This window comes from Streptomyces sp. NPDC088794, from assembly GCF_044750545.1.
Lineage (GTDB): Bacteria > Actinomycetota > Actinomycetes > Streptomycetales > Streptomycetaceae > Streptomyces.
This window is the reverse complement of sequence record NZ_JBIVKB010000016.1, coordinates 22,583-37,160: the sequence shown is the minus strand read 5'-3', so window position 1 is coordinate 37,160 and position 14,578 is coordinate 22,583. Positions and strand designations below refer to the sequence as shown.

The window sequence follows — 14,578 nt, the reverse complement described above, 5'->3', positions numbered from 1 at the left end:
CCGTGACTGTGATCACGTGAGTCCCAGCTGCAACAACCCAGCTGCAACGGCCCAGCCGCACCTACCCGGCCGCGCGCAGCTCTTCCTCGTTCATCCCGTACCGCCAGTACCCGACGAACGTCACGCGCCGACGGTCGATCCCGCGCTCGTGGACGAAGTGCCGGCGCAGCGCCTTCACGCACCCGGACTCGCCCGCGATCCACACGTACGGCCGCTCGGCGTAAGGGAGTTGGGCGGCCCGGAGCGCGGCGAGGGCCATGGGGGACCCCTCGCCGCGGGTCTGATGGCCGGTCAGCCAGGTGATCTCGGCGTCCGCCTCCGTCGTCGGCTCCTGGATGTCGCCCGCGTCGGGCACCTCCAGCCAGGCCCGGACCCGCTGCCCGGCGGGGAGGTCCTCGAGGATCGCCGAGACGGCGGGCAGCGCGGTCTCGTCCCCCCACAGCACCACCAGGTCGGCATCCTCGGGTGCCCGGAAGCGGATCGCGCGGTTGTCCGCGATCGCCGGACCGAGCAGCACGACCCGGTCACCGGCGGCGGCTTCGGCGGCCCAGGCCGACGCGGGCCCGGCCGGGGTGTGCAGCACGAAGTCGATGTCGATCTCGACGGTGTCGCCGCGGGCGTCGCGACGCAGCCCCCGGAGCGTGTACGACCGCATCACGGCCCGCACGTCGTCGGGGAGCGCACGCCACGCCTCGTACCACCCGTCGCCCAACTCGTAGGGAACGGCGGGCTGTTCCTGCCCGGGATGCGGCAGGAAGAGGGAGAGCGACTGATCGCGCCCGTCGGAGAGGAAGTGCCGCAGATCCTCCCCGGCGAAGCCGACCCGGACCAGAGACGGACCGAGCCGCCTCGTCCGTACGACTCGAAGGGAGAAGAAACGGAACGGGGCGGCTACGGCCGTCGACATGCGTACTCCTCAAGGGGCGGGCCCGGGCTCCTGTCAGGGCGGGGTCAGCTGACCTTCTTCGCGTTCTCGATCGCCTCGGCGAGGGCGGTGAGCTGCGGGGTGACCTTGGCGTAGGACAGGATCGGCTCGGTGGAGCGGGGGATGACCTGGCCGGCCTTGACGGCGGGCAGCTTCTTCCAGGTGGCCTCGGTGATGTCGGCCGGCTGGATGGCGGAGGTGCGGTCGTCCATCATGATGACGTCGGCCTTGTACTTGTCGACGTTCTCCCAGCTCAGGCTCTCGTACCAGCCGCCGCTCGCCTTCAGGACCTTGGCCGGCGGCTCGACGAAGTTCACGCCGAGCGCCTTGTAGTACTCCAGGTCGATGGAGAGGTTGCTGCCGGAGACGTAGAACAGGTCCTGGCTCGCGGAGCCGACCAGCACCTTGATGTCGGGGTGGGCCTTCGCGGCGGCGCGCAGCCGGGTGGCGGCGGCCTCGAAGGCGGTCTTGGACTCCTTGACCCGGGCGGCCGTCATGTCCGCGCCGAGCGACTCGGCCAGCGACCACATGCGCTGGAGCGGCTCGGTGATCTGGCGGTCGAAGACCGAGATGCCGACGCTGGGCGCGAGCTTGGCGATCTTGTCCTTGGAGGCCTCGGGGACGTACCAGAGGGTGCCGGCGTCGTCGAACATCGTGGTGATGAGCAGCTGCGGGCCGAAGGCCGCGTACTCCTCCACGTTGAACTGGTCCCACACGTTGCCGAAGACCGTCAGCTTGCTGACGTCCATGTCGCCGGCCTGGACGTCGGCCTTGCCGTCCTTGGTCCTGGTCGGGCCGAACACGCCCTTGACGTCGATGCCGTAGTCGTGGAGGGCGGCGGCGACGCCGACGAAGGCGACGATCTTCGTCGGGACGGCGTCCAGCTTCACGGTCGTACCGCGGTCGTCCTTGAAGGTCCAGGCGCCGGACTCGGCACCCGCGCTCTCCGAGCCGGAGCCGCCGCTTTTCGCGTCGTCGTCACCGCAGGCCGCGAGCGCGGCCCCGAGTCCGAGGGCACCACCGGCGGCGAGGAGGCCGCGGCGGGTGAAGTGGCTGGCACGGGCATTGGACATGGGTATGGCTGCTTTCGAACGGGGCGGGGCGTCCGCCGGACAAGTTCGAAGGTAGGTTAGCCTAACCTCAGCTCGCGTCCAGGAGGTGGGGTGGGCCGCTGCCTGCGGCGATACCTGTGACCGGCGCCACGGCGACCCACCCTCAGCGTTATCCGGCGAGCCCCAACTCCCGAGCGATGAGCATCCGTTGCACCTCGCTCGTGCCCTCCCCGATCTCCAGGATCTTCGAGTCCCGCCACATCCGGGCCACCGGGTACTCGTTCATGAAGCCGTACCCGCCGTGGATCTGGGTGGCGTCGCGGGCGTTGTCCACCGCGATCGTGGAGGAGTAGAGCTTGGCGAGGGCGGCCTCCTTCTTGAAGGGGGCGCCGGAGACCAGGCGGGCCGCGGCGTCGCGCCAGGCGAGGCGGGAGGTGTGGGACTTCATCTCCATGTCGGCGATCTTGAACTGGATGGCCTGGTTGGCGCCGATCGGGCGGCCGAAGGCGTGCCGCTCCTTGGCGTACTTGACCGACTCGTCGACGCAGCCCTGGGCCAGGCCGGTCGCCAACGCGGCGATCGCGATGCGGCCCTCGTCCAGGATGCGCAGGAACTGCGCGTAGCCACGGCCCAGTTCGCCCAGCAGGTTGGCCGCGGGGACGCGGACGTCCGCGAAGGACAGTTCGCGGGTGTCCGAGGCGTTCCAGCCGACCTTGGAGTACGGCGCCGCGACGGTGAAGCCCGGTGTGCCGGACGGGACGATGATCGACGAGATCAGGGGGCGGCCGTCGGGCTTGCGGCCCGTCACCGCCGTGACCGTGACCAGACCCGTGATGTCCGTGCCCGAGTTGGTGATGAAGCACTTGGTGCCGTTGATCACCCACTCGTTCGTCGACTCGTCCAGCTTCGCCGTCGTGCGGGTGGCGCCCGCGTCCGAGCCGCCGTCCGGCTCGGTGAGGCCGAAGGCGCCGAGCATCTCGCCCGAGCACAGCCGCGGCAGCCACTCCTGCTTCTGCGCGTCCGTGCCGAAGAGGTGGATCGGCATCGCGCCCAGGGAGACGCCCGCCTCCAGCGTGATGGCGACCGACGAGTCGACCCGGGCCAGCTCCTCCAGGGCCACGCCCAGCGCCAGGTAGTCGCCGCCCATCCCGCCGTACTCCTCCGGGAACGGCAGGCCGAACAGGCCCATGCGGCCCATCTCGCGGACGATCTCGTACGGGAACTCGTGCCGCTCGTAGAAGTCACCGATCTTGGGGGCCACGACGTCGTGCGCGAACTCCTCGACGGTGCGCCGGAGTTCTTCGAGTTCGGGGGAGAGCCGGAAGTCCATGAGTGATCACTGGTCCTTGTGGGAGAGGGCCCGGACGGTGCGGGAAGGGCTGGGTCGGCCCAGTTGTTCGGCCATCCACACGCTGGTGGCGACGAGGCGGCCGAGGTCGACTCCGGTCTCGATGCCGAGACCCCGGAGCATCCAGACGAGGTCCTCGGTCGCGAGGTTCCCGGTGGCCGACTTGGCGAACGGGCAGCCACCGAGGCCTCCGGCGGAGGCGTCGACGGTGGTGACGCCGTGCTGAAGCGCGGCCAGGGTGTTGGAGAGGGCCTGGCCGTAGGTGTCGTGGAAGTGCACGCCCAGGACGTTCGTCCGCACGCCCTGTTCGTTGAGCGCGGAGAGCAACTCCAGTACGTGGCCCGGGGTCGCCACGCCGATGGTGTCGCCGAGGCTCAGCTCGTCGCAGCCCATGTCGACCAACGCCCGGCAGACACGCACCACTTGCGCGATGGGGACCTCGCCCTCCCACGGGTCGCCGAAGCACATGGAGAGATAGCCGCGCACATGGGCGCCCTCGTCCTTGGCACGGGCCACGACGGGGGCGAACACGGCCAGCGACTCGTCCACCGTGCGGTTGAGGTTGGCCTTCGCGAAGGATTCGGTGGCGCTGGCGAAGACGGCGACCCGGTTCGCGTCCAGGGCCAGCGCCCGGTCGAGGCCGCGGCCGTTCGGCACGAGGACGGGGAGGTCCACCCCGGGCAGGTCGCGCACGAGCGGGAACAGCTCCTCCGCGTCCGCCAGTTGAGGCACCCACTTGGGGTGGACGAAGCTCGTCGCCTCGATCGTCGTCAGCCCCGCGTCGGCGAGGCGGCGGATGAACTCGGCCTTGACCTCCGTCGGCACGGTCGACTTCTCGTTCTGGAGTCCGTCACGGGCGCCGACCTCGTGGATGCGCACCCGGGCGGGCAGGTCGGCGGCCGGTACGACCATCGGGAGTGTCACTGGTCCTCCTCCACAGGTGTGACGACCGCCAGCACCTGATCCATGGCGACCGTCGCGCCGGGCGTCACGTCGAGTTCGGCGACGGTGCCGGCGTGCGGCGCGGAGACGACGTGCTCCATCTTCATCGCCTCGACCACCAACAGGCTCTGCCCGGCGGCCACTTGATCCCCCACGGCGACCTTCACCACGGTCACCGTCCCCGGCATGGGCGCGGTGAGCGAACCGGCACCGGACCGGTCGGCCCCGCCGAGCGAGGCGGCCACCGGGTCGTGGTCCCGTACCTGCCAGGCGTCACCGTCGCGGCCGAGCCAGTCACCGGCCCGGCGGAAGGTGTGCCGGACCCCGTCGAGGGTGACGGCCACCTGGTCCTCGGTGACGGTGTGGTCGCCGCGCGGAACGTACTCCACGGGCTCGGTCACCCGCAGCTGGAAGCCGACGGGCTTGGGAGCACCGCCCAGCCGCCAGCCGCTCGGCACCGAGAACGGATCGGTCCAGCCCGCACCCTTCGGACGCAGCGCCTCCAGCCGTACGGCGGCCGCCGCCTCGTACACCTCCTCGGGCACCTCGCCCGGGATGAGGGAGTCCGCCTCCCGCTCGACGAGCCCGGTGTCCAACTCGCCCGCCACGACCGCCGGATGGGCGAGCAGTCGCCGTAGGAAACCGGCGTTGGTCGGCACGCCCAGCGTGACCGTGTCCGCGAGGGCCGCCCGGAGCTTCCTGAGCGCGGTCGCGCGGTCGGGGCCGTAGGCGATGACCTTGGAGAGCATCGGGTCGTAGAGGCTGCCGACCTCGGTCCCTTCGGAGAGCCCGGAGTCGGTGCGGACGCCGTCGCCCGAGGGTTCGTTCAGTTTCAGGACGGTGCCGCCGGAGGGGAGGAACCCGCGCGCGGGGTCTTCGGCGCAGATCCGCGCCTCGACCGCGTGCCCGGTGAGCGTGATGTCGTCCTGCGCGAAGGGCAGTCGCTCGCCCGCCGCCACCCGCAGCTGCCACTCCACCAGGTCGAGACCGGTCACCAACTCCGTGACCGGGTGCTCCACCTGGAGCCGGGTGTTCATCTCCATGAAGTAGTACGAGGACGGGTCGACGCCCGGCACGATGAACTCCACCGTGCCCGCGCCCCGGTACCCGCACGAGCGCGCCGCCTGTACCGCCGCCTCGCCCATCGCCGCGCGCGTGGCCTCGTCGAGGAGCACGCTCGGCGCCTCCTCGACGACCTTCTGGTGCCGGCGCTGCAACGAGCACTCGCGCTCGCCGAGGTGCACCACGTTCCCGTGGCCGTCGGCCAGGACCTGGATCTCGATGTGCCGGGGCCGGTCCACCCAGCGCTCCACCAGGAGCGTGTCGTCGCCGAAGGAGGCGCGGGCCTCGCGGCGGGCGGCGGCGATCTCCTCGGCCAGCGCCGAGGTCTCGCGCACCAGCCGCATGCCCTTGCCGCCCCCGCCGGCCGACGGCTTCAGCAGCACCGGCATCCCGATCTCCCGGGCGGCGTCGGCGAGTTGGGCGTCCGTCAGGCCGCTGCCACTGGACCCGGGGACGACCGGCACGCCGGCCGCCTGCACCGTCTCCTTGGCGTGGATCTTGTCGCCCATCAACGCGATGGACTCCGCGGTCGGGCCGATGAAGACGAGCCCCGCGTCGGCGCACGCGCGCGCGAAGCCCGCGTTCTCCGCGAGGAAGCCGTAGCCCGGGTGCACGGCCTGGGCGCCGGTGCGGGCGGCCGCCTCCAGGATCCGCTCCACCGACAGATAGCTCTCGGCCGCCGGTGCCGGACCGATCCGTACCGCCGTGTCGGCCTCCCGGACTTGCCGGGCGTCCGCGTCGGCGTCGGAGAAGACGGCCACCGAGCGCACACCGAGCGCGCGCAGGGTACGGATCACGCGAACCGCGATCTCGCCCCGGTTGGCCACCAGGACCGTGTCGAACATCTCGACCATCTTGGGCACCCTCATCACATCCGGAAGACGCCGAACCGGGGTTCACCCAGCGGCGCGTTGGCACAGGCGGTCAGGGCCAGGCCCAGCACCTGGCGGGTCTCCAGCGGGTCGATGACGCCGTCGTCCCAGAGGCGGGCGGTCGCGTAGTAGGCGTTGCCCTGGCGCTCGTACTGCTGCCGGATCGGGGCCTTGAAGGACTCCTCGTCCTCGGCGGGCCACTCCTCGCCGCGCCCTTCCAGCTGGTCCCGCTTCACGGTCGCGAGGACCGACGCGGCCTGTTCGCCGCCCATGACGGAGATCTTGGCGCCGGGCCACATCCACAGGAAGCGGGGGGAGTAGGCCCGGCCGCACATCGAGTAGTTGCCCGCGCCGTAGGAGCCGCCGACCACGACCGTCAGCTTCGGCACGCGCGTGCAGGCCACCGCCGTGACCATCTTGGCGCCGTGCTTGGCGATGCCGCCGGCCTCGTAGTCCTTGCCGACCATGAACCCCGAGATGTTCTGCAGGAACACCAGCGGGATCCCGCGCTGGTCGCACAGCTCGATGAAGTGGGCGCCCTTCTGGGCGGACTCGGAGAACAGGATGCCGTTGTTGGCGATGATGCCGACCGGGTGGCCGTGGATCCGGGCGAACCCGGTGACCAGGGTCTGCCCGAACTCCGACTTGAACTCGGCGAACCGCGAGCCGTCGACCACGCGCGCGATGATCTCGCGCACGTCATAAGGGGTGCGGGAGTCGACCGGGACCGCGCCGTAGAGCCCGTACGGGTCGACCTTCGGCTCGACCGCCCCGGTGACCTCCCAGGGCAGCGGCCCGCGCGCGGGGAGCGTCGCGGCGATGTTCCGGACGATCCGCAGCGCGTGCGCGTCGTCCTCCGCGAGGTGGTCCGTCACGCCCGACACGCGTGCGTGGACGTCACCGCCGCCCAGCTCCTCCGCGGTGACGACCTCGCCGGTCGCTGCCTTCACCAGGGGCGGGCCGCCCAGGAAGATCGTGCCCTGGTTGCGGACGATGACGGCCTCGTCGCTCATGGCCGGGACGTACGCGCCGCCCGCCGTGCACGAGCCCAGCACCGCGGCGATCTGCGGGATGCCGGCGCCCGACATCCGGGCCTGGTTGTAGAAGATCCGCCCGAAGTGGTCGCGGTCGGGGAAGACCTCGTCCTGCATCGGCAGGAAGGCGCCCCCGGAGTCGACCAGGTAGATGCACGGGAGGCGGTTGTCGAGAGCCACCTCCTGGGCGCGCAGGTGCTTCTTCACCGTCATCGGGTAGTACGTGCCGCCCTTGACGGTGGCGTCATTGGCGACGATCACGCACTCGCGCCCCGACACCCGCCCGATCCCGGCGACCACCCCGGCGGCCGGGGCCTGGCCGTCGTACATCCCGTCGGCCGCCAGCGGGGCCAGCTCCAGGAACGGCGACCCCGGATCCAGCAGGGTGTCCACCCGGTCCCTGGGCAGCAGCTTGCCGCGCGCGGTGTGCCGCGCCCGCGCCTTCTCGCCGCCGCCGAGCCGGGCCGCAGCCAGCTTGCCGCGCAGCTCCTCGGCGAGCGCCCGGTGCGCCGCCTCGTTGGCCCGCCACGCCTCCGACGCGGGATCCGCCGCGCTCGTCAGCTCCGGTGCCTCTTGCATCCTGCGGTCCCCTCACCCAGCGATCCACTGTTAATGAGCGTTAACCATTTCCTTCAGGTTAACGACCGCTAACCTTCCTGTCTAGAATTGCTTCCATGGCCACCAGAACCGACGCCCCCACCCGCCGCGAGCAGATCCTCAAGGAAGCCGCGCGGCTCTTCGCCGAGCGCGGTTTCCACGGCGTCGGGGTGGACGAGATAGGCGCCGCGGTCGGCATCAGCGGCCCCGGTCTCTACCGCCACTTCCCGGGCAAGGACGCGATGCTCGCCGAACTCCTCGTCGGCATCAGCGGCCAGCTCCTGACCGGCGGCAAGCGCCGGGTCGCGGAGACCGACGGGAACCCCGAGACCCTCCTGGACTCCCTCATCGAGGGCCACATCGACTTCGCCCTCGACGACCGCCCCCTCATCACCCTCCACGACCGCGAGCTGGACCGCCTCCGCGACAGCGACCGCAAGCTGGTCCGCCAGCTCCAGCGCCAGTACGTCGAACTGTGGGTGGAGGTGCTCCGCGAGGTGTACCCCGGCCTGGCGGAACCGGCCGCGCGGTCCGCGGTCCACTCCGTCTTCGGCCTCCTGAACTCGACCCCGCACCTGGGCCGTCCCGGCTCGCTCCCGGGGCGCGGGACGACGGCGGAGTTGCTGCACCGGATGGCGCGGGGGGCGTTCGCGGCGGCGGGGGCGTGACGAGCGTTACGTGTCCGTTCCACTGGACGCCCGCGCCTACCCGCCGGTACGCTCGATGCTGAGCAAGCGCTTAGCCATCGGACCGCAATCATCAATTGAGGAACCCCGACGGCGAGCAACCACATCCGCGAGAGCGGCGCCGGTTTAGGCGCAAAGAAGGGTGGCGGCGGTGCGCCGTACGGTGTTTGACGAGGACCACGAGGCGTTCCGGGAGACCCTGCGCGCCTTCATCGAGGCCGAGGTCGTCCCCGTCTACGACGAGTGGTTCGCCGCCGGCCAGGCGCCGCGCGACTTCTACTACAAGCTCGCCGAACTCGGCGTCTTCGGCATCCGCGTGGACGAGGAGTACGGCGGCGCCGGCATCGACTCGTACAAGTTCGAGGCCGTGATGTACGAGGAGACCGCGCGCGCCGGTGTCCAGTTCGGCGGCTCCGGTGTGCACGTGCTGCTCGGCCTGCCGTACATCAAGTCGCTCGCCACCGACGAGCAGAAGAAGCGCTTCCTGCCGAAGTTCGTCTCCGGTGAGGAGATGTGGGCGCTGGCGATGACCGAGCCGGGCACCGGCTCCGACCTCGCGGGCATGAAGACCACCGCCAAGCTCTCCGAGGACGGCACGCACTACGTCCTCAACGGCTCCAAGACCTTCATCACCGGCGGTGTGCACGCCGACCGCGTGATCGTCTGCGCCCGCACCTCGCCGTCCACCGCCGAGGACCGCCGCTTCGGCATCTCGCTCTTCGCCGTGGACACCAAGTCCGAGGGCTACTCCATCGGCCGCAAGCTGGACAAGCTCGGCCTGAAGACCTCCGACACCGCCGAGCTGGCGTTCGTCGACGTCAAGGTGCCCGCCGAGGACCTGCTGGGCGAGGAGAACAAGGGCTTCTCCTACCTCGGCCACAACCTCGCCTCCGAGCGCTGGGGCATCGCCTTCGGCGCCTACGCGCAGGCCAAGGCGGCCGTGCGGTTCGCCAAGGAGTACGTCCAGGAGCGGACCGTCTTCGGCAAGCCGGTCGCGTCCTTCCAGAACACCAAGTTCGAACTGGCCGCCTGCCAGGCCGAGGTGGACGCGGCCGAGGCCGTCGCCGACCGCGCCCTGGAGGCCCTGGACGCGGGCGAGCTGACCCCGGCCGAGGCCGCCAGCGCCAAGCTGTTCTGCACCGAGGTCGCGCACCGCGTCATCGACCGCTGCCTCCAGCTGCACGGCGGCTACGGCTTCATGAACGAGTACCCGATCGCCCGCCTGTACGCGGACAACCGCGTCAACCGCATCTACGGCGGCACCAGCGAGATCATGAAGACGATCATCGCGAAGAACATGGGTCTGTAAAGTCCCCGAAATTACTGGCCGGTAGAAACGATCACATGAGCCAGGCGCTACAGGATCTCCTCGATCTGCTCGACCTCGAGCCGATCGAGGAGAACATCTTCCGCGGCCAGTCCCGCTCCGCCGTCGTCCCCCGTGTCTTCGGGGGCCAGGTGGCGGCGCAGGCGCTGGTCGCCGCCGGGCGTACGGTCCCCGCCGACCGGTACGCCCACTCCCTGCACGCGTACTTCCTGCGCACCGGCGACCCGGGCGCGCCCATCGTCTACACCGTCGAGCGGATCCGCGACGGCCGCTCCTTCACCACCCGCCGCGTGCTCGCCGTCCAGCACGGCCGGCCGATCTTCGCGCTGTCGGCGTCCTTCCAGTCGTACGAGGAAGGTCTCGACCACCAGGCGCCCATGCCGCCGGCGCCCGACCCGGAGACGGTCCCCACGGGTCGCGAGCGGCTGCTCGGCTACGACCACCTCGACCAGCGGATCGTTGAACGATTCCTGGAGGCCCGCGAGGCGATCGACCTCCGCTACGTCGACGACCCGCCGTACGGCCGCTTCGGCGAGCCGCGCGAGCCGCACTCCCAGGTCTGGTTCCGCACCAACGGCAAGCTGGTGGACGACCCCCTCCTCCACGTGGTCCTCGCCACCTACGTCTCCGACATGACCCTGCTCGACTCGATCCTGCTCGCGCACGGCCGCGGCGGCTGGGCGGTCGGGGATGTCGTAGGAGCGTCGCTCGACCACGCGATGTGGTTCCACCGGCCGTTCCGCGCGGACGAGTGGCTGCTCTACGACCAGGAGTCGCCCTCCGCGCACGGCGGCCGGGGTCTGGGCCAGGCCCGGATCTACACCCAGGACGGCCGGCTGGCGATCTCGGTGATCCAGGAAGGCGTGGTCCGCGTCCCTCGGTGAGACTGTGGGGCATGGGGCAGACGGAACAGACGGAACAGACGGAAGAACAGCAAGAAGGCGGCGGCGAGAGCACGTTCACGGTGATCGTCGCCGCCGTGGCCAACCTCGGGATCGCGCTCGCCAAGGCGGTCGCCGGCGTCATCAGCGGATCCAGCGCGATGCTCTCCGAGGCCGCGCACTCGGTCGCCGACACGGTCACCGAACTCCTGCTGCTCACCGCGCTCAAGCGCAGCGAGAAGCCGGCCGACGAGGAGCACCCGCTCGGCTACGGCCCCGAGCGCTACATCTGGGCCATGCTCGCCGCCGTCGCCACCTTCGTCGGCGGCGCGGTCTTCTCGCTCTACGACGGCATCCACACCCTGGTCGCCGGCGAGGACCTCGGCGACCCGCTGGTGTCGTACATCGTCCTGGCGGTCGCCTTCGTGCTGGAGGGCTACTCGCTGCGGACGGGACTGAAGCAGGCGAAGGGTGAGGCTGCCCGGGTCCGGGCGCCCTTCCGGGTCTACTTCCGCCGCACCCCGGACACCGCCGTGAAGGCGGTCGTCCTGGAGGACTCGGCCGCGCTGGTCGGCCTGGTCCTGGCGGCGGGCGGGCTGCTGGGCGGCCAGCTCACCGGCTCGGGCGTCTGGGACGGCCTCGCCTCGCTGCTCATCGGTCTGCTCCTGCTCGTCGTCGCCTGGGTGCTGGGCCGCTCCAACGCGGAGTTCCTCATCGGGCGCCCGCTGCCCAAGCCCATGCGGGACCGGATCCGCGCGGAGCTGCTGGCGGACGAGCACATCGAGGCCGTACTGGAACTGACGACCCTCGTGCAGGGCCCGCGCGAGGCGCTGGTCGCCGCCAAGGTCGACTTCCGGGACGCGTCGACGGCGGCCCAGATCGAGTGGGCCTGCGAGCGGGCGGAGGAGCGACTGCGGGAGGCGTTCCCCGGGATCGGGCGGGTGTACCTGGACCCGACGCCGGGGTACGCGCAGCGCCGGGACGAGGGGCTGAACCCGTGGCCGTGAGACGGCTACGCTGCCGAGGTGGCCGAGGAGAAGGACAGCCGGAACGAGTGGATACGGCACGGGAGTTGGGGCCCGGTGGTGTCCACCGTCCTGCTGGAGCTCGTCGGCCTCGCCATCGCCGGGGCTGTCGCCCTGGTGGGGCGGGCGTTCGGGTGGCTGCCCGACTTCTCGTCCCTCGTCCTCCTGGCGGGGGTGGCCGCGATGGGTCCCGCGATTGAGCGGTATCGCGTGGGGCCGCGCCGTCTCCTTGCCGCCATCACCACCCTCCTCTCACTGGCAACGGTGACGGTGCTGGTGGCCATGGCGGCCAACCGGACCTTTTCGGCGCTGGACGACTCGGACGCGGGCTTCCTCATCGGCTTCCTCGTCGCGGTACCCGCCACCGTGGCCGTACAGGAGTGGCTCCACAACCGGGCGGACGCCTCCTGACGCCGTCTAACCCAGCTCCGCCGCCGCCAGCAGGAACGCCGTCATCGGGTCGTAGAAGCGCGGGCTGACGACGTGGTCGTCGAGCGGGACCGTCACCTGGAGGGTGCCCTCGGACTCGGCGAGGAAGAGGGCCGGGTCGTTGGAGTCGGCGTAGCCCACCGAGTCCACGCCGTGCTGTCCGGCACAGCCCGCCCAGCCGTGGTCGGCGACGACCAGGTCGGGCAGCGGGCGGCCCTCGCGCTCCAGCGCCGTGAGGATGGCCTTCATCGGTTCGCCCGAGTGGGTGTGCCACAGGGTGGCGCCGTGCTCGAGGACGGCCACGTCCGCGAACTGCATGACGTACCCCTCCTCCGTCTGCAGCCCGTCCGGGATCACGACGATCTCGCAGCCGGCGGTGCGCAGCGCGGCGGCCGTGGCACGGTGCACGTCCAGCAGGCCGCCCGGGTGACCGGTCGCGAACAGCACCCGCTGCTCGCCGTCCGCCGCCTTGCGCAGCCGCGCCGCGAGCCGCTCCAGCGCGTCCACCGTCAGCTCGGCGTCGATGGTGTCCTGGCCGTAGCGGTACTCCGGATCGTCGTTGACACCCACCCGCTCCGCCATCACCGCGAGCACGTCCTGCTCGTCGCTCCAGCGGTCGCCGAACTCCAGGCCGAACCAGTAGTGGCGGTCGCCGTTCGCGAGCTTGCGGTAATGGCTGAGGTTGTTCTCGCGCGGGGTGGCGACATCGCCCGCGATGCGGGTCCTGACGAGGTGCTCGACGAGCTCGGCGCGGTGAGGTGTCCCGGGTATCGGCATGATTCCCATTGTGAGGCAGCCGACTGTGCGCGTCCCTGACGTACCGAACGCTGGGACGTGCGTCACGTACTCATGCCGGTTGTGCCTCGTACTCATTGCGTTCCGCCGCCCGGACCCCTATTGACCCCGCAGTGCGAACCACAGCTCCATGCGTACGTCCGGGTCGTCCAGGTCGGCTTCGAGGAGCGCGGCGCAGCGGGCGACGCGCTGGCGGACGGTGTTGCGGTGGACGGCCAGGGCGACGGCCGTACGGTCCCAACTGCCGTGCAGGGAGAGCCAGGTGCGCAGGGTCTCGGTGAGCGCGGGGGTGCCGGCGATCGGGGCGAGGAGCGTGCGGGCGTGGGCGGCGGCCTCGTCGGGCGGGACCAGGTCGCCGAGCCCGGCGCGCTCGCCGTGCCGGACCAGGTCCGTCCGGGTGGCCCGGGCCCGGGCCAGCGCGCGGGCCGCCTGGGTGTCGGCGGACGGCCACGCGGGCGGGGCGGCGGGGGCGCTGACGCCGAGGGTCCAGCCGGGCTGCGGGGCCGGTTCGCGGCCGGCGGGCACCAGGACGCGTACGACGTCCCGGGCCACGTCGACCAGTGGCGAGCCGAGCGCCGTGCCCAGCGCGGAGGCGGCCACCGGGTCGGGGGAGTGGGTGTCCGGCCGCGCGTGCACGACGAGCCACGGACCGGACCCGAGCAGCGGTGCGACGTCCTCCGCCGGTGCCCCGAGCAGCAGCCGGACCAGGGCCGACGAGCGGGCGGCGCCCGTGCCGCTGTGGTGCTCGCCGGTGAGGAGGGAGAGCAGGACGGCGGCCACGGAGGCGATGGCCTGGTCACCGCTCTCGCGGCCCGGCGCGGCCACCCCGAGCACGAAACCCCGGTCGACGCCGAGGGCGTAGGCGGCGAGGTGGGTGTCGGCGGTGGTGTCGCTCGCGGTGGTGGAGGTACGGCTGGTGACGACCTGGGCCAGCTCCGCCAGCGCCAGCCGCACCTCGGCTCCCGGCTGCCGCCCCGCCGCCGAGATCTCGGCGCCCTCGGGGCCGTACAACACCGCCCGTCCGCCCACCCGTTGGGCCAGCTGCCGCAGCACCGCCGGTACCGGGTCCTGGCGGGCCGCGGCCGCGGCCAGGCTCTGCTGGGCCTCGCTGATCCGGCGCAGTTCGGCGAGCCGGGCCTGGGCCATGAGCTGCCAGACGGCGCGGGCGACGCCGGAGAAGGTGGTCTGCGGCGGCACCTCGACGAGCGGCAGGTCGTACGCCTCGCAGGCGGCGACCAGCGCCCGCGGCACCGTGTCGTGCACCGGCGCCACCCCGAAGCCGAGCGCGGCCCCGCCCGCCGCCACGATCCGCGACACGTAGTCGTCGAAATACGTCCCCGACCCGGCCGCCTCCGGAATGTGCACCCCCGCCGTCAACAGCAGCTCGCCGCCCAGCAGATACGGGTACGGGTCGGCCATCTCCGAGGTGTGCGCCCAGTGGATGACGATGCCGGGGTCGGCGGGCCCCGCGATCTGCCGCAGGGCCAGGTCCTCGCGGGCCAGAAGTGCCGCGAGGGGCACCGGGGGAGTAGGGGGAACAGCGGGATCCGGCATGGTGTGCGCTTCCTCCACTCAGGCCACCTCGAATGGATGAAACGTACAC

13 protein-coding genes are annotated in these 14,578 nt (G+C 71.5%); 5 read left to right on the top strand and 8 right to left on the bottom strand.

Annotation, left to right across the window (positions count from 1 at the left end):
* Window positions 1-61: 61 nt before the first annotated feature.
* The 6 genes from ACIP6U_RS36405 to ACIP6U_RS36380 all read right to left on the bottom strand — a co-directional run bounded on the left by ACIP6U_RS36405 (window position 62) and on the right by ACIP6U_RS36380 (window position 7,814).
* Window positions 62-907 carry a siderophore-interacting protein gene (locus tag ACIP6U_RS36405; RefSeq protein ID WP_401726818.1) on the bottom strand — a complete coding sequence of 282 codons (846 nt, stop codon included), beginning with the start codon at window positions 905-907 and terminating at the stop codon, window positions 62-64.
* Between the two features lie 44 nt (window positions 908-951).
* Complete coding sequence (locus ACIP6U_RS36400; protein WP_401726816.1) at window positions 952-1,998, bottom strand: ABC transporter substrate-binding protein; 1,047 nt, start codon at window positions 1,996-1,998, stop codon at window positions 952-954.
* Between the two features lie 148 nt (window positions 1,999-2,146).
* Entirely contained in the window at window positions 2,147-3,307 is a 1,161-nt protein-coding gene (locus ACIP6U_RS36395; protein ID WP_401726814.1) for an acyl-CoA dehydrogenase family protein, read from the bottom strand.
* A 6-nt stretch (window positions 3,308-3,313) separates the two neighbouring features.
* Window positions 3,314-4,237 carry a hydroxymethylglutaryl-CoA lyase gene (locus ACIP6U_RS36390; protein ID WP_401727187.1) on the bottom strand — a complete coding sequence of 308 codons (924 nt, stop codon included), beginning with the start codon at window positions 4,235-4,237 and terminating at the stop codon, window positions 3,314-3,316.
* Between the two features lie 8 nt (window positions 4,238-4,245).
* Window positions 4,246-6,174 carry an acetyl/propionyl/methylcrotonyl-CoA carboxylase subunit alpha gene (locus ACIP6U_RS36385; protein WP_401727186.1) on the bottom strand — a complete coding sequence of 643 codons (1,929 nt, stop codon included), beginning with the start codon at window positions 6,172-6,174 and terminating at the stop codon, window positions 4,246-4,248.
* A gap of 23 nt (window positions 6,175-6,197) precedes the next feature.
* Window positions 6,198-7,814, bottom strand: coding sequence for a carboxyl transferase domain-containing protein (locus tag ACIP6U_RS36380; RefSeq protein WP_401726812.1), 1,617 nt, complete (start codon window positions 7,812-7,814; stop codon window positions 6,198-6,200).
* Between the two features lie 95 nt (window positions 7,815-7,909).
* Between ACIP6U_RS36380 and ACIP6U_RS36375 the strand changes: the two genes are divergently transcribed.
* From ACIP6U_RS36375 to ACIP6U_RS36355, 5 genes are all read left to right on the top strand, one after another.
* Window positions 7,910-8,500: a TetR/AcrR family transcriptional regulator gene (locus ACIP6U_RS36375; protein ID WP_401726810.1), complete on the top strand. Its 591-nt coding sequence runs from the start codon at window positions 7,910-7,912 to the stop codon at window positions 8,498-8,500.
* Window positions 8,501-8,669: 169 nt separating this feature from the next.
* Window positions 8,670-9,827 (top strand): acyl-CoA dehydrogenase family protein, encoded by a 1,158-nt coding sequence (locus tag ACIP6U_RS36370; RefSeq protein WP_124000459.1) that lies wholly within the window; start codon window positions 8,670-8,672, stop codon window positions 9,825-9,827.
* Window positions 9,828-9,862: 35 nt separating this feature from the next.
* Window positions 9,863-10,729: an acyl-CoA thioesterase gene (locus ACIP6U_RS36365; protein ID WP_401726808.1), complete on the top strand. Its 867-nt coding sequence runs from the start codon at window positions 9,863-9,865 to the stop codon at window positions 10,727-10,729.
* Window positions 10,730-10,740: 11 nt separating this feature from the next.
* Entirely contained in the window at window positions 10,741-11,733 is a 993-nt protein-coding gene (locus ACIP6U_RS36360) for a cation diffusion facilitator family transporter (RefSeq protein WP_401726807.1), read from the top strand.
* A gap of 18 nt (window positions 11,734-11,751) precedes the next feature.
* A complete protein-coding gene (locus ACIP6U_RS36355; protein ID WP_401726805.1) occupies window positions 11,752-12,162 on the top strand; it encodes a hypothetical protein in 411 nt (136 codons plus the stop codon).
* 6 nt (window positions 12,163-12,168) lie between these two features.
* Here ACIP6U_RS36355 and ACIP6U_RS36350 read toward each other — a convergent pair whose 3' ends face one another.
* Together ACIP6U_RS36350 and ACIP6U_RS36345 are read right to left on the bottom strand one after the other, a co-directional pair.
* A complete protein-coding gene (locus ACIP6U_RS36350; protein WP_401726803.1) occupies window positions 12,169-12,957 on the bottom strand; it encodes a phosphatase in 789 nt (262 codons plus the stop codon).
* Between the two features lie 117 nt (window positions 12,958-13,074).
* Window positions 13,075-14,529: a PucR family transcriptional regulator ligand-binding domain-containing protein gene (locus tag ACIP6U_RS36345; RefSeq protein ID WP_401726801.1), complete on the bottom strand. Its 1,455-nt coding sequence runs from the start codon at window positions 14,527-14,529 to the stop codon at window positions 13,075-13,077.
* Window positions 14,530-14,578: the final 49 nt, after the last annotated feature.